Source organism: Pseudomonas sp. S2_A02 (assembly GCF_054668495.1).
The window spans coordinates 5,008,902-5,029,210 of the sequence record NZ_CP162776.1 but is presented as its reverse complement, the minus strand read 5'-3'; the positions used below and the strand labels follow the sequence as shown (position 1 = coordinate 5,029,210).

Genomic DNA, 20,309 nt, shown 5'->3' with positions numbered 1-20,309 from the left:
CACATCGAACGAATCCGAGGGGAGACCCTAATGAATTACAACTGGGACTGGGGCGTGTTCTTCAAGTCCACCGGCGTGGGCAGCGAGATTTATTTCGACTGGTACCTCTCCGGTTTGGGCTGGACCATCGCCATCGCCGTCGCCGCCTGGATCATCGCGCTGCTGCTGGGCTCGATTCTGGGCGTCATGCGCACGGTACCGAATCGCATCGTATCGGGCATCGCGACCTGCTACGTCGAACTCTTCCGTAACGTGCCGCTGCTGGTTCAGCTGTTCATCTGGTACTTCCTGGTGCCCGACCTGCTGCCTGCGGACATCCAAGAGTGGTACAAGCAGGATCTCAACCCGACCACTTCGGCCTTCCTCAGCGTCGTCGTGTGCCTGGGTCTGTTCACTACTGCCCGGGTTTGCGAACAAGTACGTACCGGTATCCAGGCGCTGCCTCGCGGTCAGGAATCAGCTGCCCGTGCCATGGGTTTCAAGCTGCCGCAGATCTACTGGAACGTGCTGCTGCCCCAGGCTTATCGCATCATCATTCCGCCGCTTACCTCGGAATTTTTGAACGTGTTCAAGAACTCGTCCGTGGCCTCGCTGATCGGCCTGATGGAGCTGCTTGCGCAGACCAAACAGACTGCCGAGTTCTCCGCCAACCTGTTCGAAGCCTTCACCCTGGCAACGCTGATCTACTTCACGCTGAACATGGGCCTGATGCTGCTGATGCGCGGCGTCGAGAAGAAAGTCGCCGTACCGGGCCTGATTTCCGTAGGGGGTAAATGATGGAATTCGACTTCTCGGGCATCATCCCGTCCCTGCCGGGTTTGTGGAACGGCATGGTCATGACCCTCAAACTGATGGCTCTGGGCGTGAGCGGCGGGATCATCCTCGGCACCATCCTCGCGTTGATGCGCCTGTCCCACAACAAACTGCTGTCGAACCTTGCCGGCGCCTACGTCAACTACTTCCGCTCGATCCCGCTGCTGTTGGTCATCACCTGGTTCTACCTGGCGGTGCCATTCGTACTGCGCTGGATCACCGGTGAAGACACCCCGATCGGCGCGTTCGCCTCGTGCATCGTGGCGTTCATGATGTTCGAAGCGGCGTACTTCTGCGAAATCGTCCGGGCCGGCGTGCAGTCGATCCCCAAGGGCCAGATGGGCGCCGCCCAGGCATTGGGCATGGGCTACGGCCAGATGATGCGATTGATCATCCTGCCGCAAGCGTTCCGCAAGATGACCCCGCTGCTGCTGCAACAGAGCATCATCCTGTTTCAGGACACCTCGCTGGTTTACGCGGTGGGTCTGGTGGACTTCCTCAATGCTTCGCGCGCCAGTGGCGACATCATCGGCCGCTCCAATGAGTTCCTGATCTTCGCTGGTTTCACATACTTCATCATCAGCTTTGCCGCCTCGCAGCTGGTCAAGCGTCTGCAAAAAAGGTTTGCCGTATGATCTCTATCAAGAATGTCAACAAGTGGTATGGCGACTTCCAGGTACTGACTGACTGCAGCACCGAGGTCAAAAAAGGCGAAGTGATCGTGGTGTGCGGGCCATCCGGTTCCGGAAAATCCACCCTGATCAAATGCGTCAACGCGCTGGAACCGTTCCAGAAAGGCGACGTGATTGTCGATGGCACGTCCATTGCCGACCCGAAGACCAACCTGCCGAAACTGCGTTCGCGCGTCGGTATGGTGTTCCAGCATTTCGAACTGTTCCCGCACTTGAGCATCATCGATAACCTGACCATCGCGCAAATCAAGGTGCTGGGCCGCAGCAAGGAAGAAGCCACCAAGAAAGCCCTGCAACTGCTTGAGCGCGTCGGCCTCTCTGCCCACGCCAAAAAGCACCCGGGCCAGCTTTCCGGTGGTCAGCAACAGCGTGTGGCGATTGCCCGTGCGCTGGCGATGGACCCGATCGTCATGCTGTTCGACGAACCGACCTCGGCGCTGGACCCGGAAATGGTCAACGAAGTACTCGACGTGATGGTGCAACTGGCCCACGAAGGCATGACCATGATGTGCGTGACCCACGAAATGGGCTTCGCCCGTAAAGTGGCGGACCGGGTGATCTTCATGGACCAGGGCAAGATCATCGAAGACTGCAAGAAAGAAGAGTTCTTCGGCGACATCAACGCCCGTGCCGAACGTACACAGCACTTCCTCGCGAAAATTTTGCAGCACTAAGGAAGGCACCGCTCCCCAACGTGGGAGCGGGCTTGTGTGGCGATGGGGCTTGCCCCCGTTCGGCTGCGAAGCAGTCGTAAACCCGTTGCATGCGGTTTGACTTCTAAATGCCGGGGCCGCTTCGCGACCCAACGGGGCGATGCGGCGTTCCGACAAGCCCCCTCACCACAGGCCGCTCCCACAGGGGGGCCGTGGGTATATGGATATTTGTGTTGTGGTTGACCCAAGGCATCTGTGATGAAATGCGACTCCACTCTCTATCGCGCCGCGCCGCCATCACTCGCCGTGAAACCCCGTTTGATTCGCCATCTGTTCCTGCCGCCACTGATCATCGCCCTGATGATCGGATTGGGTTACATCGGCTTCTGGGTCAGTGAACACTACGGAATTCGCGGTCTCAGCGAGAACGGCCAGCGTCAGCTGGAACTGCACGCCCGCGCCGTCGAGAGCGAAATCAGCAAGTACACCTACCTGCCCAGCCTGCTGGAACTCGAATCCAGTGTTTCCAGGCTGCTGGCCGACCCGTCTCCAGAACTGCGGCAGACGGTCAACGAATACCTTGAAGGCCTGAACCGGCGTAGCCGCAGTCGGGCCATTTATGTGATGGACACCACCGGTCGCGTACTGGCCACCAGCAACTGGCGCGATGTCGACAGTTATCTGGGTGAAGACCTGTCCTTCCGTGCCTATTTCCAGAACGCCGTGCGCGGTCAGCCGGGGCGTTTCTACGGCATCGGCAGCACCAGCGGCGAACCCGGCTATTACTTGGCTCATGGCCTGGAAGAGCACGGCAAGATCATTGGCGTCGCCGTGGTCAAGGTCCGCCTCGAAGCCATGGAAGAACGCTGGCAACGTGCGCGCCTGGAAGCCTTCGTCAGCGACGAGAACGGCATCATCATTCTCTCCAGCGATCCGGCGCGGCGGCTTAAATCGGTTGTGCCATTGAGCGAGGAAACCAAGGAAAAACTGGCCCGCAGTCTGCAGTACTACTGGTTTCCACTGAACGAACTGCAACCGCTGGCGCGGGAGAAACTCGCCGAAGGCGAGGAAAAACTGACCTTTCCCGCCAACAGCGAATTGATGTCCGATGAAGAGAACATCAGCTACCTCTCGCAAACCCGGCCGCTGAGCGACACCCCATGGAACTTCACCCTGCTCACCCCTTTGCAGGATTTGCGGCGTGAAGCGATCAATCAGGGGATTCTGGTGGCGGTGGCGTTTGCCCTGGTGGCGTTTCTGCTGATCGCCTGGAACGAACGGCGCAAGGTGATCGCCACCCGTCTCGCGGCGCGGGAAGCCCTGCAGGAAGCCAACAATCAACTGGAGCGTCGGATTTCCGAACGCACCACCGACCTGCGTGCCAGCAACGAACGGCTCAAGGGCCAGATCCGCGAACGCCGACAGGCGGAAGAGACGTTGCGCCGCGCTCAGGATGAACTGATCCAGGCCGGTAAACTGGCCGCCATCGGCCAGATGTCCACCAGCATCGCCCACGAATTGAACCAGCCGCTGGCAGCCTTGCGGACCTTGTCCGGCAATACCGTGCGCTTTCTGGAACGCGGTCAGCTTGATGTGGCCAGCACCAATCTCAAGACGATTAACGAACTGATCGACCGTATGGGCCGGATCACCGCCAGCCTGCGTTCCTTCGCCCGGCGCGGCGATGACAAGGGCCAGGCCAGCCTCGGCAAAGCCGTGGACGCCGCCCTGCAATTGCTAGGCGGCCGGATGGAAAGCGCTCATCTGCAATTGCACCGTGACCTCGAAGACGTGCAGGTGCTGATCGACCAGACCCGTCTGGAGCAGATCCTGGTCAACCTGATCGGCAACGCGCTCGACGCCATGCAGTCGCAGCCCCAGCCGGCGTTGTGGCTCGAAGGCGAGGCGTTTGACGGCAAATATCGTCTGCGGGTACGCGACAACGGCCACGGCATCGATGCCGAAGCGCGCAAGCATCTGTTCGAACCGTTCTTCACCACCAAACCCGGCGAACAAGGCCTGGGCCTCGGCCTGACCCTTTCCGCGAGCCTGGCCGCTGCCACCGGCGGGCATCTGGGTGTCGAGCACCCGGCCAGCGGTGGCACCACCTTCGTCCTCAGTTTACCGTTGGTAAGCCCCACTCCCGCCGAGCCGATATGAACAACGACCTTAGTGTGCTGATCGTCGAAGACGACCCCCATGTCCTGCTTGGTTGCCAACAGGCGCTGACCCTGGAAGACATTCCTTGCGTGGGTGTCGGCAGCGCCGAAGAAGCGCTGGAGCGGGTCGGTGATAATTTCGCCGGCATCGTCATCAGCGACATCCGCCTGCCGGGCATTGATGGCCTGGAACTGCTGACCCGGCTCAAGGCCCGCGATCGCAGCCTGCCAGTGGTGCTGATTACCGGCCACGGCGACATTTCCATGGCCGTCGGCGCGATGCAGAAAGGCGCCTACGATTTCATGGAGAAACCCTTCTCCCCCGAACGCCTAGTGGATGTGGCGCGCCGAGCGCTGGAGCAACGCAGCCTGGCGCGGGAAGTGTCGTCGTTACGTCGACAACTGTTCGAGCGCGACTCCCTCGAAGGCCGGATCATCGGGCGCTCGCCGGCCATGCAGAACCTGCGGGAACTGATCGCCAACGTCGCCGATACCTCGGCCAACGTGCTGATCGAAGGCGAGACCGGTACCGGTAAAGAATTGGTTGCGCGCTGCCTGCACGACTTCAGCCGTCGGCACTCCAAGCAGTTCGTCGCGCTGAACTGCGGCGGCCTGCCAGAGAACCTGTTCGAAAGCGAAATTTTCGGCCACGAGGCCAATGCCTTCACCGGTGCGGGCAAGCGGCGGATCGGCAAGATCGAACACGCCGACGGCGGCACGCTGTTCCTCGACGAAGTGGAAAGCATGCCGCTGCCGCTGCAGATCAAACTGCTGCGGGTGTTGCAGGAACGCACCCTCGAACGCCTCGGCTCGAACCAGAGCGTGGCGGTGGATTGCCGGGTGATCGCTGCGACCAAGTCCGATCTGGATCAATCGAGCAAGGCCGGCGAGTTTCGCAGCGACCTGTATTACCGCCTGAACGTGGTAACCCTGGAACTGCCGCCGCTGCGCGAACGCCGCGAAGACATCCTGCAATTGTTCGAACACTTCCTGCAGCAGTCATCCCTGCGCTTCGACCGCGCGGTGCCGGAGCTGGACAATCAGACCCTGTCGACCCTGATGAGCCACGACTGGCCGGGCAACGTACGCGAATTGCGCAACGTCGCCGAACGCTTCGCCCTCGGCCTGCCGGCCTTCAAGAAATCCGGTGCCAGCGGCAGCAACCAGGGCCTGGCCTTCGCCGAAGCGGTGGAAGCGTTCGAACGTAACCTGCTCAGCGACGCCTTGCAGCGCAGCGGCGGCAACCTGACCCAGGCGAGCCAGGAACTGGGGATGGCCAAGACCACGCTGTTCGACAAAGTGAAGAAATACGGACTGAGCCACTGATGGACCTGATGCTCAAAGCAGCTTTGGGCGCGGCAGTGGTGGTGATCCTCGCCATGCTGGCCAAGACCAGAAACTATTACATCGCAGGCCTGGTGCCGCTGTTTCCGACTTTTGCGCTGATCGCTCATTACATCGTCGGCAAGGGGCGTTCGCTGGATGATCTGAAGACCACCATCGTGTTTGGCATGTGGTCGATCATTCCGTACTTCGTCTACCTGGCGACTTTGTATGTGATGGTCGACCGAATGCGATTGGAGGCCTCGCTGGCGGTGGCGGCGGTGGCGTGGTTGATGGCGGCGACGGTGTTGGTCAGTGTTTGGGTTCGCGTCCATGGATAACCCCTCCGTTCTGTAGGAGCGAGGCTTAACTGATCGTTCCCACGCTCCGCGTGGGAATGCAGCCCGTGACGCTCCGCGTCACTGGACGCGGAGCGTCCCTAGAGGCATTCCCACGCAGAGCGTGGGAACGATCGAGCGTGTAACGTCCATTCAACCGTTGACTGTACCGCCCCTGGCTTCACTCATGATCTGGCGAATCGCGCCAACAAACGTCTCCACCGGCTGCCCGCCACTGACGGCGTACTGCCCGTTGAACACCACCGTCGGCACCGAACTCACCCCGCGCGACAACCACAACTGTTCTTCTTCGCGAACCTCTTTGGCGAATTCATCGGACGCCAGAATCGCCTCGGCCCGCTGCCGGTCCAGCCCCACGCTTTCAGCGATCTGCGCCAATTGCCCGTGATCGGAGGGATTGCCTCCCTCGGTGAAATACGCCTTGAACAGTGCGTCTTTCAGGTTGAACTGCAACCCTTGCAACCCCGCCCAATGCAGCAAGCGGTGAGCATCGAAAGTGTTGTAGATACGGCTGTTGCCGTCCGTGCGAAAGGCAAAACCCACCTCGGCGCCACGCGCGCGGATCATTTCGCGATTCTTTTGCGATTGCTCAGGCGTCGAGCCGTACTTTTCGCTGATGTGCTCGGTGATGTTCTGGCCTTCGGGGCTCATCTTCGGGTTCAGTTCGAACGGCTGGAAACGGATCTCGGCCAGGACTTCGTCGCCGAGCAAATCCAGGGCACGGGTCAGGCTATACAGACCGACGGCGCACCAGGGGCAGGACACGTCGCTGACGAAATCGATTTTCAGGGGGGGACTCATCACACACCTCGCAGGCTTGGGTAGCGCCGGAAAGTTTGAACGATACACCCGAAGGCTGAGCCCGTGTGGCAGCCGTTCCACTATCCCTGTGGGAGCCGGGCTTGCCCGCGATGACGGTGCTCAAGACGACATCTGCGGTGACTGACACGCCGCCATCGCGGGCAAGTCGAATCGTCGCACCGCCGCTCCCACAGGTTTTTGGGTGTTTGGGAGAGCGTGTTTAGTTCTGTTTAGCGTTACTTCCTGAAAGCTACAGCGCCTTGCGTCATCGCCTACAACCACGTCAGAATCCGCCGGCTTGTGCGCCTGGAGGCCTGTCGGTAACTTGGTTCGTATCACTGATTCCCAGTGATCGGGTTTAGTAGCCCGGCTAAGTTTATCCACGGTTGCACAAGTGTCATCCAGTCAGGTTTCGACCTGCGCTTGATGGTAGCTGTGCGCATGGCGCCCTCGGGCGCGCCGGGTTTTTGGGTGATCTTACCGGTCTACTAACTTGCGCACAGCTGCCACCCTTCCGTTTAGTAGCGAGACGGGTTGCAGCTCTACTATTAGGAAGAATACCCATGTTTAAGATTACGCCGAACCCACCGGAAACCGACGACGTTTCCCCCTACGAAACCCCAAACTCCAAAAAGCTCAACGAAGCCGCCGACCGCGCCCTCGATTACTACCTCAAACCGGTCATTCCCAAAGACACCCCACGCAAACCCAGCACCCTTTACTCCGTCGCCCCCGACGCCGATAACGAAACCCTGCTGGTCAACGCCTGCGAATCGCTGGCGGCGGCGAGCGTGATGTTGAGTGATTTCGCGGGGATGCTGAACGGCCCGCAGCGCAACACCGTGCTCGGCATCCAGAACTCCGTCATGTTGGGTGAACTGGCGGTGAACCGGATGCTTGATAACTTCGTTCCAACGTAAAACAGCCTCCACTGTAATCGAGGCGCTTTTGTGGCGAGGGGGCTTGCTCCCGCTCGGCTGCGCAGCAGTCGTAAACAGGTCAATGCGGATTACCTGAGACTCAGCAGCCTGTGCAGGATTGGGGCTGCTTCGCAGCCCAGCGGGAGCAAGCTCCCTCGCCACAAGAGCCCGCTCACACAATTGGATTTGGGTGTTACAGAAGATTGTGTTCGGCCACTGGATCGATTTGTGCCCAGTGCGAGGTGTCTTCACGGTGGGCCTGCAAATACGGCAACACCGCCGCCAACAACGGCGCCTTGAACGCTTCTTGAAAACGATGGGCCAGACCCGGAATCAGCTTCAACTGACTGCCGCGAATGTGCGCCGCCAAGTGCACGCCATGCATCACCGGCAACAACGGATCGGCGGTGCCGTGAACCACCAGCGTCGGCACCCGCAATTGATTGAGCAGCGCCACGCGGCTGCGTTCAGCGAGGATCGCCATGATCTGACGCTTCACGCCCTCCGGGTTGAATGCCCGGTCGTAGGATTGCGCCGCCTGCTGCAACAACGCCTGCCGGTCATCGCTCACCGCCGGGCTACCCAATGCCGCCAGCAAATCAGCCTGTTGCTCCAGTGCCACCTCGCGATTCGGCGCGCCGCGTCGCGCGAGTAACTGCACCAGCGCCGCACTCGGCGCCGGCAAACCTTCGGCCCCCGAACTGGTCATCAGCAACGTCAGGCTCTCGACCCGTTGCGGAGCCATGGCCGCCATATGCTGGGCGATCATCCCGCCCATGCTCGCGCCCAGCACGTGGAATTGCTCGACGTGCAAGGCATCCATCAGCCCAAAGGCATCGTCCGCCATGTCGGTCAAGGTGTACGGCGCCGATACCGGCAAACCGAGTTTGTAGCGCAGCACTTCGAAGGTCAGGTTGGCGTCGACAGGCGTCTGCCGCCAGGTCGAGAGGCCAACATCGCGATTGTCATAGCGAATCACCCGAAAACCCTGCTGACACAACGCGACCACCACCTCGTCCGGCCAGTGAATCAACTGCCCGCCCAGGCCCATCACCAACAACAACGCCGGGTCCGAGGCACGGCCAATACTCTGGTACGCCAGGCTCACCTGATCCAGATCGACCCGTTCGGTCGGAACATTGACATCGCAACGAGACGCCGCAAGAGACGGAAAATTGAACAACACAGCGGCCAGAAAGACCGCTGTGGATAAAAATCGTGCACGCATGAAAAACACCGAAACGCAGAACTCCAGTAGAGCGCGAGTCTGATGAAGTTTGTTCAAGCGCGCTGCCACAGTTACGTGACAGTTTGATGAAGAGTGCTGAACGGTAATGTCCGAGACCGAGTCGCCTGCATCGCGAGCAAGCTCGCTCCCACAGGATTGATGCCGTACACAAAATCTGTGTTCGGCCCCTACCCTGTGGGAGCGGGCTTGCCCGCAAAGGCGCCAGATCGGGCGCCGCAGAGTTAAGCCAACTGACTACGCAACTGTCGCGCCGCCGCGACCATGTTCACCAGTGCGGCTTCTGTTTCCGGCCATGCGCGAGTCTTCAACCCACAATCGGGATTGACCCACAACCGCTCTGCCGGAATGCGTTTGACGGCTTTGCTCATCAACTTCACCATCTCGGCCGTATCCGGCACCCGTGGCGAGTGGATGTCATAAACGCCCGGCCCGATGTCGTTCGGGTAGTCGAAGGCTTCGAAGGCCTCCAGCAATTCCATGTCCGAACGTGAGGTTTCGATGGTGATCACGTCGGCGTCCATGGCGGCGATGGACTGGATCACGTCATTGAATTCGCTGTAGCACATGTGGGTGTGAATCTGGGTTTCGTCGCGCACGCCCGATGCACTCAGACGGAAGGCTTCCACCGCCCAATCGAGGTATTCCTGCCATTGCGCCCGGCGTAGCGGCAGTCCTTCGCGGAAGGCGGCTTCGTCGATCTGGACGATTTTGATGCCGGCGTTTTCCAGGTCCACCACTTCATCGCGCAAGGCCAGGGCCAGTTGCTGCGCCTGAATTTTGCGCGAGACGTCTTCGCGCGGGAACGACCACATCAGCATGGTCACGGGACCGGTAAGCATGCCCTTCATAACCTTATCGGTCAGGCTTTGGGCATAGGTGATCCAGTCGACCGTCATTGGTTTCGGACGGCTCAGGTCACCATAGATGATCGCCGGTTTGACACAGCGCGAACCGTAGCTCTGGACCCAACCGAACCGGGTGAACAGGTAGCCGTCCAGTTGCTCGGCGAAGTACTCGACCATGTCGTTGCGCTCGGCTTCACCGTGTACCAGCACGTCCAGGCCCAGGCGTTCCTGGATTTGCACGGCGTGGCGGATTTCGCTGTGCATGGCATCGGTGTAATCGTTGGCCGACAGCTTGCCTTGCTTGAAGGCCTGGCGCGCCAGACGGATTGCTCCGGTCTGCGGAAACGAGCCAATAGTGGTGGTCGGGAACGCCGGCAGTTTCAGCCGTGCCTGTTGTTGTTCGATGCGTTTGGCAAACGGCGAGTGACGCTGGCTGTCTTTAGCGCTGATCGCTTCTATCCGCGCTTGCACCTCGGCTTTGTGGATACGCGGCGATTGGGCACGACCGGCCTGAATCGCACGGCTTTCAGCCAGGGCTGCTTGCACTTTTGGCGCTTGCGGGTCGTTGAGGGCATCACGTAGCACGGCGATTTCACCGCACTTCTGCACGGCAAACGCCAGCCAGCTTTTCAATTCCGGGTCGAGTTTGTCTTCACGGTCCAGGTCCACCGGGCTGTGCAGCAGCGAGCAGGAGCTGCTGACCCACAAGTTATCGCCAAAACGCTCCTGGGCTGGTTGCAGCTGCGCGAGCGCTTGCTCCAGTTCGCAGCGCCAGACATTGCGGCCGTTAACCAGGCCCACCGAAAGAATCTTGTAGGTCGGCAGACGATCCAAAATCTGGCCAAGCTGATCCGGTGCGCGCACCGCGTCGATGTGCAAGCCTTGCACCGGCAGGCCGACCGCCAGGCCGAGGTTGTCTTCCAGGCCACTGAAGTACGTCGCCACAAGTTTTTTCAACGGCGAGTATTGAAGGATGTGATAGGCGCGTTCGAAGGCGTTTTTCCAGGCCTGTGGCAGGTCGAGGGTGAGGATCGGTTCGTCGATCTGCACCCACTCCACGCCTTGGGCAGCGAGGCGACCGAGGATTTCGCCGTAGATCGGCAGCAGGCGCTCCAGCAGGTCGAGTTTGTCGAAGTCATCACCCTTCGCCTTGCCCAGCCACAGGTAAGTCAGCGGGCCGATGATCACCGGTTTGACGTTGTGGCCCAAAGCCTTGGCTTCATCGACTTCATCGAATAGCTGTTCCCAGCTCAGTTTGAACTGTTGATCAGCGCTGAATTCCGGGACCAGATAGTGGTAGTTGGTGTCGAACCACTTGGTCAGTTCCTGAGCATATTGCGCTTTGGTGTGTTCACCGCCGCAGCAGGCTGCGGTAGCACCACGGGCCATGGCGAACAGGGTGTCGAGTGTCGGCAGGCCACGGGAATCCTTGGCACTGTCGAAACGCTCGGGGATGACACCGAAGGTCAGAGAATGAGTCAGTACCTGGTCGTACCAGGCGAAGTCGCCCACCGGCAGCAGGTCGATGCCGGCGTCTTTCTGCAATTGCCAGTGAGTGGCGCGCAATTGGCGGCCGACGCTTTTCAGTGCGTCCTGATCGAGATCGCCCTTCCAGTAGGATTCGAGGGCTTTTTTCAGTTCGCGGTCGGCGCCGATGCGCGGGAAACCAAGTGTGTGGGCCAAGGCCATGGTGAAAGTCCTCCCTATAAAAGATGGTGCTATTGTCGACAGCCCACCCAACATGAGACAAACTCAACCTTTTCGTGTTGATCACAAATTTTCCTCATGGAGCCCCCGGTGCTTGAAATCCGTCACCTGAAAACCCTGCACGCCTTGCGCGAGGCCGATAGCTTGGTGGATGCGGCTGACCGCTTGCACCTGACTCAGTCGGCGCTGTCCCACCAGTTCAAAGAGCTGGAAGAACGCATGGGCATGCCGCTGTTCGTGCGCAAGACCAAACCGGTGCGCTTCACCAGTGCCGGCTTGCGCCTGCTGCAACTGGCCGACGCCACCTTGCCGTTGCTGCGCGGCGCCGAGCGGGACATTGCGCGGTTGGCCGGTGGCACTGCGGGGCGTTTGCACATGGCGATCGAGTGCCACAGTTGCTTTCAGTGGCTGATGCCGACCATCGACCAGTTCCGCGATGCCTGGCCGGAAGTCGAGCTGGACCTGGCCTCGGGTTTCTCCTTTGCCCCGCTGCCGGCGCTGGCCCGAGGCGACCTGGACCTGGTGGTGACCTCCGATCCACTGGAACTGGTCGGGATCACTTACGTGCCGTTGTTCACTTACGAGGCCATGCTCGCGGTGGCTAATCAGCACCGCTTGGCGAGCAAGCCGTACATCGTGCCCGAAGATCTGCTCACGGAAACCTTGATCACCTACCCGGTGGAGCGTGATCGGCTGGACATCTTCACCCGTTTTCTGGAACCGGCCGACATCGAACCGGCACAGGTGCGCACGTCGGAACTGACGGTGATGATGATGCAACTGGTGGCCAGCGGTCGCGGCGTCTGCGGCATGCCTCATTGGGCGCTGCATGAATACAGTTCACGGGGTTATGTGAAGGCCAAGCGACTGGGGGAAAAAGGCTTGTTCGCGACGCTCTACGCCGGGATTCGCGCCGACATGCTGGATGCGCCGTACATGCGCGACTTCTTGCTGACGGCCAAGGACACGTCGTTTTCGACGCTGGATGGGGTTAGTGCTGTCCGATAGAGCGACCTATTCCCTTTAGGAGCGAGCAGCGACAAGTCTAGGATGATCGTTCCCACGCTCCGCGTGGGAATGCCTCAACGGACGCTCTGCGTTCGGCTCTGGAAGGGACGCGGAGCGTCCCGGGCTGCATTCCCACGCAGAGCGTGGGAACGATCAATCGGGGGGGGCAGAGCTCGCGCCACATATGGATCTTGTCGAAGTAGTCTTCGCCGACCCGCACTGCCAGCGGCTCAAGCCCGAATTGCACGAAGCCGCAACGCTGATACAGCTTGAATGCCGCTTCATTGCCGGCGGTGACGGTCAACTGGATCAGCCGCAGCCCCTGATGGGTCTGCGCTTCAGCCAACGCGGCCTGGACCAGTTGATAACCGAGCCCACGCTGTCGAACCGCCCCTGAAACGTACATGCCAAACAACGTCGCCTTGTGTCGGGCCTTTTCCCGAGGTTCGAACGCCAGGCCGACGATGCCCGCCAACTTGCCCTCCTCGAACGCCCCGAACACTATGTCCAGCTTGCTGGTCAGGCGCGATTCCCACCAACTCAATGGCATCACGGCGCGCTCGCGCACGCTGGAAGTGAACGCCTGGGGATGCAAGTCATAGGCCTCAAGCATCAACGCCCGGTAATCCAGAGCATGGCTGGCATCAAGCCGATCAATCCACATCTTCAGGCCGCTCGCCGCTGCTCAAGCATCAAGCGCACCGCCAACCCGGACAGCACGAAGCCCATGAAGTAACGCTGCATCGCCAGCCAGTTCGGATTGTTGACGAACCAGGACGCGATGCCCGCGGCGAACAGCGCGATCAGCAAATTGACGCTGAAGCTCACGCTGATCTGGGTCAGGCCGAGGATGATGCTCTGGGTGAACACCGAACCGTGCTCAGGGGTAATGAACTGCGGAAACACCGACAGGTAAAACACTGCAATCTTCGGGTTCAGGGCGCTGGTGAGAAAGCCCATGGTGATCAACTTGCGCGACGAATCCGCCGGCAGCTGCTGCGCCTCAAACGGCGAGCGCGCACCAGGCTTGACCGCCTGCCAGGCCAGCCACAGCAAGTACAGCGCGCCAGCCCACTTCAATACTTCGTAAGCCATCGGCACTGCCACGAACACCGCGGTCAAACCCGCGGCGGCCGCGAACAGGTGCACTAAAAACCCCGCGACCACGCCGAGCAACGAAGTCACTCCGGCCTTGCGCCCCTGGCAGATAGAGCGAGAGATCAGGTAGATCATGTTCGGCCCGGGCGTGAGCACCATCAGCAACGCCGCGGCGGCAAAAATCAGCAAATCTTGAAGTGGGATCATGGGCATCCTCCGTCCTTGGACGATCAGGCAGTTTCGATCAGTGAGGCTCGATAAAACGGCAAGATCAGGTCCCGTGTCAATGGCGCCAGCGTGATTTCGCCATCAGTGGCTGGATCGATCCAGCGCACCTCTTCGATCTCCGCCGCCGGGCAAACGTGCGAATCGATGGTCAGCTGAAAGAGTTCGGCCTGTACGACATAACCCGGCTCATTGGCGGCCGGTGCCGAGAATTGTCCCAGGTAGGCGGCTTGCGCCGGATCGATGACCAGCCCCAGTTCCTCTTCCAGCTCACGGGCGAGGGCATGGACCGGTTGCTCATGGGGCTCGATCTTGCCCCCCGGCTGCATGAACGCCTGGGTTCCGCGCTTGCGCACCAGCAGGGTGCGACCGTCGGGGCCGATCAGCAGGGCAGCGGCAATGCGGATGAGGCGGGGCGAAGCGGCGGATGAAAGCGTCATGGATCAGGATTGGCCTTGGGTAAAAGCAGCAAGGATCACATGAGGGCCGGTTCTTCGTCACGCCGAAAAAATCTCCCCAGTCCTTCCTGTAGGAGCGAGGCTTGCCCGCGAAGAATGCACCGCGGTTTTTCAGGTACTACGCGTCATCGTTCTTCGCGGGCAAGCCTCGCTCCTACAGGTTATGCGTCTTACTTACGGCCTGAAGGCTCAACTCGTCTCCAGAAGCGCGCCCTCCACTTCCTCCGGCACTTTCACAAAAATGCTGTACTTGGCACTTTCCATCGCCTCGAAAGCGATCAACTTCTCCACCAGCGGCCCATTCAACACCTTGCCGGCATTGAGCAGCAGCATGCCGTTGTCGGCATTGAGATTGCGCGCCAGGATCATGCCCGCCACCAAATCCCGGGTGGCCAGCACCTTGACCGTCGGATCGGCCAGCGTCACGTCGCTCAGATAAGTGGCGCAGACCTGAATGAAATCCTCCACCAGTTCCGGGTCGTAGAGGCGACCGGCGTATTGGCGGATATAGACCAGGGCTTCGTCACTGTTCATCTGTCGTTCGAGGATCAGCCCGCGCTGCAACTCGATGAAATCCACCGCCAGTTTCAGCAACCGTGAACCGAACGGAATCGTTTCACCCTTGAGCCGATCAGGAAAACCGCTGCCGTCCCACCGCTCCTGATGATGCAGGATCAGCCGCGCGGCATCCTTCATCGGATCGAGGGTCATCAGCAGCGATTCACTCTGCTTCGGATAACCCCGATAGCGCTCGCGGTCATTGTGATGCAGCAGGTCCGAGGGCGTGCTCATCATGCTGTCGGTCCAGCTCAACTTGCCGATGTTGTAGAGCGCCGCTGCCATGGTCAGGTCACGACTGGTGCCTTCGTCCAGGCCATGGAGTTTGCAGTACACCCGCACCAGTTCAATGATCTGCCGGTTGGTCTGTTTGGCGGGCGGCAGGCGCAGGTTGGCCAGCAACGAAAACACTTCGGTACCGGTGACATAGCTGCGTTTGAGCTCTTCGTAGGCCAGGTCCAGCATGTCGGCGGTCTGTTGCAGCTCGCTGGTGCGGGCCGCGACGTGTTTTTCCAGGGTGGCGTTGAGCTGCTTCAGTTTCTCGTTCTGATCCCATGTCTCTTGCACCAGACGCAAGCGCTCACGCTCGGAATGCTGATAGGCAAGTGATTGTCGCAGCGTCAGCAGCATTTCCTCATCGTGCCAGGGTTTGCTGATGTAACGATGAATCTGCCCTTCATTGATGGCTTTGATAATGGCCGACGGATCGGCGTAACCAGTCAGCATGATCCGGGTGGTGTCGGGATAGCGCTGGTGGACTTGAGCCAGCAGCGTGGCGCCGTCCATATTAGGCATACGCGCATCTGTCATTACCAGATCGATCGGCTGCTGGGCCATGATCTCCAAGGCCTGGGCACCGCTGGTGGCCAGCAGTACCTCGTAAGGCTGACCGCGCAGCAGGCGGCGCAGACTGTTGAGAATCGACTCCTCATCGTCGACCAGCAATAACTTGGGTTTATCGGTCACAGTCGTGGGGAGTTGCTCTTCCATGGCATTACCTCAAGAAAACGTGTGTCTTTATGGCGCGCGCGGGGCAAACGTCCTGGCGTTCCCGCGCCTGACTTACAGGCTAGATGATTTTCAGCCCGACCCAGGAAATGATTCGTTTCAGTCAACCGGGCGAAGTGCCGGCCGGGCGACTATGCTCAGATCACTCGGATCCAGAACGATACTCGCTCCATCCAGCGATCAGGGAAGGGATACCCTCTATGAGCTCATTGCACCAACCTGCTGTCGGTACAGGCGCATGTCAGTGAATACGCTGCTTGCGCGCATTAATCGGCGGATTCTCATCGTCGATGACACCGCGTCGATCCATGAGGATTTCGCCAAGATTCTCAGCCCGCCATCGATCGAAGACGACAGCCTGATCAGCGCCGAAAACGCCCTGTTCGGTACCTCGGCGTCGGTATCGTTGCAAAGTTTCGTCATCGATTCCGCGTTTCAGGGCCGCGAAGCGCTGGACAAGGTCGAGACGGCGCTGGCGAATGACTCGCCCTACGCGATGGCCTTCATCGATATGCGCATGCCACCGGGCTGGGACGGTCTGGAAACCATTGAACGCTTGTGGCAAGTCGATCCCAAGTTGCAGGTGGCGCTCTGCACCGCGTATTCCGACTATTCCTGGGAAGACATCGCCGAGCGTCTGGAGCTGGGCGATCGCCTGCTTATCCTGAAAAAGCCTTTCGATGCCATCGAAATTCGCCAGATGGCCAGCGCATTGACCGCCAAGTGGCAAATGACCGAAGACGCGGCGCTGAAAATGTCCTTGCTGGAGCTCGCGGTCGAAGAGCGCACCCGGGAGCTGTCCGACGCCAACATCATCGTGCAGAACAGCCCGACCATTCTGTATCGGCTGCGAGGCGAACCGTCGTTTCCGTTGATGTACATCTCCCACAACATCACCAAATACGGCCACGTTGCGGCGGCCCTGGTGGCATCCTCCAACTGGGCGCAGGAGCTGATCCATCCCGACGATCAATCAAAAGTCGATACGGCCATGGCCCGGGTGCTGGACCGCCATGCGGCAGGTGCTTCCATCGAATTCCGGATGCGCACCGGCGACGGCGACTGGCGCTGGGTCGAAAACCGCTATATCCCGGTGCGTGACGATGAAGGCCGCTTGCTGGAAGTCGAAGGCATCATCATCGACGTCACCGAACGCAAACTGGCCGAGGAAAAAATCGCCCTGTTGGCCCGCACCGACGGGCTGACCGGGTTGGCCAACCGCGCGACGCTGATCGAACGGCTGCACCAGGCATTCGCCGCCGCCCGGCGCGGGGCTACACCCTTCGCCATGTTTTACCTGGACCTGGATCACTTCAAACGCATCAACGACACCCTGGGCCACCCGGTGGGCGATCTGTTGTTGCAGGAGGTCGCCAGGCGCATCAAAAACTGCGTGCGCGAAAACGATGTGGTTGCCCGCCTGGGTGGCGACGAGTTCGCGATACTGCAACTGGATGTCGGCGATCCGACCCAATCAGCGGCCCTGGCCGCCAAGGTCCGCGATGCACTGGTGCTGCCCTACTCCCTGGCCGGCAATGATGTGCGGGTCTCGGTCAGCATCGGCATCAGCAGTTACGCGCCGATCAGCTTCAGCGCCGACAGCCTGTTGACCCAAGCCGACATGGCGCTGTATCGCTCCAAGGAAAAGGGCCGCAACCAGTACCACTTCCACTCCGATGAGATCAATCAGGAAGTGGTTGAGCGCATGACCATCGCCAACGACTTGAAAACCGCCATCGAACACGACGAACTCGAACTGCGTTATTGGCCGGAAGTAGACCTGAGCACTGGCAAGATCCTCGGCATGGAAGCGCAGGTCAGCTGGAACCACCCTCAGCGCGGGTTGCTGGAAGCCCAGGCGTTTCTGCCCGCGGCGGAAAAGACCGGCACCATCATCGCCCTCGGTCACTGGGTGCTGGAGCGTGCCTGTCGGCAAATGCGCCAGTGGCGTGACGAAGGCATGGCGCCGCCGGTGGTGGCAATAAAACTGTCCCTGGCTCAGCTCAAGAGCGGTCCCGAGCTGATCTATGATGTGTTGCGCACCACCGCGCGTTGGGAACTGTGCCCGTGGGACTTGCGCTTCGATGTCACCGAAGCGACCCTGGCCCAGACCAAGTGGACGCACAACGACGTACTGCCGCGCCTGCGTGAGTTGGGGGTGAAAATCGCCATCGACGACTTCGGCACCGAATACTCCTCGTTCGATTACCTCAAGACTTATCAGGTCAATCACCTGAAACTCGCCCAGACCTTCATCGACATGGCCGCACGCGACCCGGCCAGTGCAACCACCTTGCGGGCCATCATCAACTTCGCCCGCGAAGTAGGGATCGGCATTATCGCCGAGGGCGTCGAAACCCAGGAGCAACGCAGTTCGTTGATGGCCACCGGCTCACCGATGAACGCCCAGGGTCACTACTTCAGCCAAGCGGTCAGCAGCCAACAGGCCGCCGAGTTGCTGAAGGCCGGGAGCATCGTGCATGCCAGCCACGAAAGCGGAGCGATGCCCGACGACCCGCGGCGTGCCATGGAGGACAAGGAATGAAAACTCCGTTCGCCCAGGCTAACCGGCGCATTCTGATCATCGACGACACGCCTTCGATCCATCAGGACTTTCGCAAGATCCTCGGCCCGGATACCGACGACGAACAAACCATCGCCGGCACAGAAGCAGCGCTGTTCGGCAGCCAGCAATCTACTCGGCTGATATTCCAGCTCGACTCGGCCTATCAGGGCCAGGAAGCGCTCGAACTGGTCAAGCGTGCCCAGGCTCAAGGTCGCCCTTACGCCATGGCGTTCACCGACATGCGCATGCCCCCCGGCTGGGACGGTCTGGAAACCATCGAACAGCTCTGGAAGGCTGATCCTCACCTGCAAATCGCGCTGTGCACGGCCTTCTCCGATTACACCTGGGAAGCCATGGCCGAACGACTGGAGTTCGGCGATCAGTTGCTGGTGCTGAAAAAACCCTTCGACAGCCTGGAAATCCGCCAGATGGCCAGCGCCCTGACCTGGAAGTGGCAGATGGCGCAGGACGCGGCCATGAAAGTGCTGACCCTGGAGCAAACCATCGAGGCCCGGGTCCACGAGCTGCTCAAGGTATCGCACTTGTTGCAGTACGACGTATTGACCGAGTTGCCCAACAGCACCTTGCTGGGCGACCGGCTGAACCAGTCACTGGCGTTGTCCAGACGCCATGACAAACAACTGGCCGTGATGTTTCTGGGGCTCGATCGCTTCAAGCGCATCAACAATGCCTTGGGTCACCCGACCGGTGACGAGATGCTCAAACGTGTCGGGCACAATCTTGTGGCCTGCGTGCGCGAGTCCGACTCGGTGTTTCGTTACGGCTCCGATGAGTTTGTGGTGATCTTGGCTGACATCCACCACCCCCAACAGACCAAGGGCATCGCCGAAAAGCTCCTGAACGCCATAAGCACGCCTCAACACATCGCCGGCCACGACCTGAGCGTGACGGCCAGCCTGGGCATCAGCATCTATCCCGAGGACGGTTTCGATGCCATCGCACTGATCAAAAAAGCCGAAACCGCCATGCGCAACGTCAAGGACAGCGGCCCGAACGATTTCAGCTTTTTCATCGATGAGATGAACCAGCGCGCCCGGGAACAGCAGAGTATCGAGTCGGGTATTCGCCTGGCGCTGGAACGCAACGAATTTGTCCTGCACTACCAACCCAAACTTGATCTGGGCAGCGGCAAGGTGGTCGGCGCCGAGGCTTTGATCCGCTGGCAAAAGCCGGGGCAAGGCTGGGTTTACCCGACAGATTTCATCGGTGTAGCCGAGGACAGCGGCTTGATCGTACCGTTGAGCAAATGGGTGCTCGCCCAGGCCTGTCGACAAGCCCGCACCTGGCAGGCAAAAGGCCTGACGAAGCTCTGCATGTCGGTGAATGTGTCGGCCATCGATTTCCGCCAGCGGGACTTTGTCGAAGGTATAGAGCAGATACTCAAGCAAACCGGTATGGACCCCACATTACTGGAGCTGGAAATTACAGAAGGCGTATTGATGCAGAACGTCGACGCCACGATGCTCGCGCTGAATCGACTCAAGGCATTGGGCGTACGGCTGGCCATCGATGACTTTGGCACCGGCTACTCCAGCCTGAGTTACCTGCAACGGTTTCCCATCGATGTGTTGAAAATCGACCAGTCATTCATTCGTGGCCTGAGCCGCGACAGCAATGACGCGGCTCTGGTCAGCGCCATCATCAGCCTGGGCAAGAGCCTCAAACTGACCGTCATTGCCGAAGGGGTGGAAACCCTCGAACAGTTGAATTTTCTCAAGGCCCTCCAGTGCGAGGAAGGCCAGGGTTATTACTTCAGCAAAGCCGTGGAGCCGGATGCCTTTGTGCAATACCTGACGTCTGTGCAGTCCGCTCCATCCAGCACCAAATGAATGATGTGTAACGACAC

16 protein-coding genes and 1 pseudogene are annotated in these 20,309 nt (G+C 60.0%); 10 read left to right on the top strand and 7 right to left on the bottom strand.

The features are described 5' to 3' along the window. The first annotated feature begins 30 nt into the window (after window positions 1-30). The 6 genes from AB4O41_RS23005 to AB4O41_RS22980 all read left to right on the top strand — a co-directional run bounded on the left by AB4O41_RS23005 (window position 31) and on the right by AB4O41_RS22980 (window position 5,981). Window positions 31-777 (top strand): amino acid ABC transporter permease, encoded by a 747-nt coding sequence (locus tag AB4O41_RS23005; protein WP_030128211.1) that lies wholly within the window; start codon window positions 31-33, stop codon window positions 775-777. Then, the gene (locus AB4O41_RS23000) at window positions 777-1,448 is read left to right on the top strand and encodes an amino acid ABC transporter permease (protein ID WP_460148407.1); all 672 of its coding nucleotides are present in this window, start codon (window positions 777-779) and stop codon (window positions 1,446-1,448) included. Before AB4O41_RS23005 ends, AB4O41_RS23000 begins: the two co-directional genes overlap by 1 nt. Further along, window positions 1,445-2,179, top strand: coding sequence for an amino acid ABC transporter ATP-binding protein (locus AB4O41_RS22995; RefSeq protein WP_460144818.1), 735 nt, complete (start codon window positions 1,445-1,447; stop codon window positions 2,177-2,179). The genes AB4O41_RS23000 and AB4O41_RS22995 overlap by 4 nt, the downstream gene beginning before the upstream one ends. 237 nt (window positions 2,180-2,416) lie before the next feature. Next, window positions 2,417-4,318: a two-component sensor histidine kinase AauS gene (gene aauS, locus AB4O41_RS22990; protein WP_460144817.1), complete on the top strand. Its 1,902-nt coding sequence runs from the start codon at window positions 2,417-2,419 to the stop codon at window positions 4,316-4,318. 44 nt (window positions 4,319-4,362) lie between these two features. After that, a complete protein-coding gene (gene aauR, locus AB4O41_RS22985; protein ID WP_460148405.1) occupies window positions 4,363-5,643 on the top strand; it encodes a two-component response regulator AauR in 1,281 nt (426 codons plus the stop codon). Window positions 5,644-5,651: 8 nt separating this feature from the next. Further along, a complete protein-coding gene (locus tag AB4O41_RS22980; protein WP_460148403.1) occupies window positions 5,652-5,981 on the top strand; it encodes a GlpM family protein in 330 nt (109 codons plus the stop codon). A gap of 150 nt (window positions 5,982-6,131) precedes the next feature. Here AB4O41_RS22980 and AB4O41_RS22975 read toward each other — a convergent pair whose 3' ends face one another. Then, complete coding sequence (locus AB4O41_RS22975) at window positions 6,132-6,800, bottom strand: DsbA family oxidoreductase (RefSeq protein WP_460144816.1); 669 nt, start codon at window positions 6,798-6,800, stop codon at window positions 6,132-6,134. A gap of 563 nt (window positions 6,801-7,363) precedes the next feature. On the opposite strand from AB4O41_RS22975, the gene AB4O41_RS22970 reads away from it, so the two are divergent. Beyond that, the gene (locus AB4O41_RS22970; RefSeq protein WP_460144815.1) at window positions 7,364-7,720 is read left to right on the top strand and encodes a DUF6124 family protein; all 357 of its coding nucleotides are present in this window, start codon (window positions 7,364-7,366) and stop codon (window positions 7,718-7,720) included. A 193-nt stretch (window positions 7,721-7,913) separates the two neighbouring features. Here the strand turns inward: AB4O41_RS22970 and AB4O41_RS22965 are convergent, their stop codons facing one another. Continuing rightward, a complete protein-coding gene (locus AB4O41_RS22965) occupies window positions 7,914-8,948 on the bottom strand; it encodes an alpha/beta fold hydrolase (RefSeq protein WP_460144814.1) in 1,035 nt (344 codons plus the stop codon). A gap of 242 nt (window positions 8,949-9,190) precedes the next feature. Next, window positions 9,191-11,503, bottom strand: coding sequence for a 5-methyltetrahydropteroyltriglutamate--homocysteine S-methyltransferase (gene metE / locus AB4O41_RS22960; protein ID WP_460144813.1), 2,313 nt, complete (start codon window positions 11,501-11,503; stop codon window positions 9,191-9,193). 108 nt (window positions 11,504-11,611) lie between these two features. Between metE and metR the strand changes: the two genes are divergently transcribed. Then, the gene (metR, locus tag AB4O41_RS22955; RefSeq protein ID WP_007898547.1) at window positions 11,612-12,529 is read left to right on the top strand and encodes a transcriptional regulator MetR; all 918 of its coding nucleotides are present in this window, start codon (window positions 11,612-11,614) and stop codon (window positions 12,527-12,529) included. A gap of 169 nt (window positions 12,530-12,698) precedes the next feature. On the opposite strand, the pseudogene AB4O41_RS22950 reads toward metR, so the two are convergent. From AB4O41_RS22950 to AB4O41_RS22935, 4 genes and pseudogenes are all read right to left on the bottom strand, one after another. Then, window positions 12,699-13,193, bottom strand: a pseudogene (locus AB4O41_RS22950) (N-acetyltransferase family protein); the annotation flags it as partial. Between the two features lie 2 nt (window positions 13,194-13,195). Continuing rightward, window positions 13,196-13,834, bottom strand: coding sequence for a LysE family translocator (locus tag AB4O41_RS22945; protein ID WP_008012224.1), 639 nt, complete (start codon window positions 13,832-13,834; stop codon window positions 13,196-13,198). Between the two features lie 23 nt (window positions 13,835-13,857). Continuing rightward, on the bottom strand, window positions 13,858-14,292 hold the full coding sequence (locus AB4O41_RS22940; RefSeq protein WP_460144812.1) for an NUDIX hydrolase: 435 nt from the start codon (window positions 14,290-14,292) through the stop codon (window positions 13,858-13,860). Window positions 14,293-14,499: 207 nt separating this feature from the next. After that, window positions 14,500-15,858 carry an HD domain-containing phosphohydrolase gene (locus tag AB4O41_RS22935; RefSeq protein WP_460144811.1) on the bottom strand — a complete coding sequence of 453 codons (1,359 nt, stop codon included), beginning with the start codon at window positions 15,856-15,858 and terminating at the stop codon, window positions 14,500-14,502. A gap of 256 nt (window positions 15,859-16,114) precedes the next feature. On the opposite strand from AB4O41_RS22935, the gene AB4O41_RS22930 reads away from it, so the two are divergent. Then, complete coding sequence (locus AB4O41_RS22930) at window positions 16,115-18,421, top strand: EAL domain-containing protein (RefSeq protein ID WP_460144810.1); 2,307 nt, start codon at window positions 16,115-16,117, stop codon at window positions 18,419-18,421. Further along, window positions 18,418-20,292 (top strand): putative bifunctional diguanylate cyclase/phosphodiesterase, encoded by a 1,875-nt coding sequence (locus tag AB4O41_RS22925; protein ID WP_460144809.1) that lies wholly within the window; start codon window positions 18,418-18,420, stop codon window positions 20,290-20,292. The genes AB4O41_RS22930 and AB4O41_RS22925 overlap by 4 nt, the downstream gene beginning before the upstream one ends. The last annotated feature ends 17 nt before the right edge of the window (window positions 20,293-20,309 follow it).

Excerpts from the sequence above, each read along its gene's own strand:
- AB4O41_RS23005 (WP_030128211.1), top strand. The coding sequence starts at position 31 with ATGAATTACAACTGGGACTGGGGCGTGTTCTTCAAGTCCACCGGCGTG.
- AB4O41_RS23000 (WP_460148407.1), top strand. The coding sequence starts at position 777 with ATGGAATTCGACTTCTCGGGCATCATCCCGTCCCTGCCGGGTTTGTGG.
- AB4O41_RS22995 (WP_460144818.1), top strand. The coding sequence starts at position 1,445 with ATGATCTCTATCAAGAATGTCAACAAGTGGTATGGCGACTTCCAGGTA.
- aauS (WP_460144817.1), top strand. The coding sequence starts at position 2,417 with ATGAAATGCGACTCCACTCTCTATCGCGCCGCGCCGCCATCACTCGCC.
- AB4O41_RS22980 (WP_460148403.1), top strand. The coding sequence starts at position 5,652 with ATGCTCAAAGCAGCTTTGGGCGCGGCAGTGGTGGTGATCCTCGCCATG.
- AB4O41_RS22975 (WP_460144816.1), bottom strand. The coding sequence starts at position 6,800 with ATGAGTCCCCCCCTGAAAATCGATTTCGTCAGCGACGTGTCCTGCCCC.
- AB4O41_RS22970 (WP_460144815.1), top strand. The coding sequence starts at position 7,364 with ATGTTTAAGATTACGCCGAACCCACCGGAAACCGACGACGTTTCCCCC.
- AB4O41_RS22965 (WP_460144814.1), bottom strand. The coding sequence starts at position 8,948 with ATGCGTGCACGATTTTTATCCACAGCGGTCTTTCTGGCCGCTGTGTTG.
- metE (WP_460144813.1), bottom strand. The coding sequence starts at position 11,503 with ATGGCCTTGGCCCACACACTTGGTTTCCCGCGCATCGGCGCCGACCGC.
- AB4O41_RS22945 (WP_008012224.1), bottom strand. The coding sequence starts at position 13,834 with ATGATCCCACTTCAAGATTTGCTGATTTTTGCCGCCGCGGCGTTGCTG.
- AB4O41_RS22940 (WP_460144812.1), bottom strand. The coding sequence starts at position 14,292 with ATGACGCTTTCATCCGCCGCTTCGCCCCGCCTCATCCGCATTGCCGCT.
- AB4O41_RS22935 (WP_460144811.1), bottom strand. The coding sequence starts at position 15,858 with ATGGAAGAGCAACTCCCCACGACTGTGACCGATAAACCCAAGTTATTG.
- AB4O41_RS22930 (WP_460144810.1), top strand. The coding sequence starts at position 16,115 with ATGTCAGTGAATACGCTGCTTGCGCGCATTAATCGGCGGATTCTCATC.
- AB4O41_RS22925 (WP_460144809.1), top strand. The coding sequence starts at position 18,418 with ATGAAAACTCCGTTCGCCCAGGCTAACCGGCGCATTCTGATCATCGAC.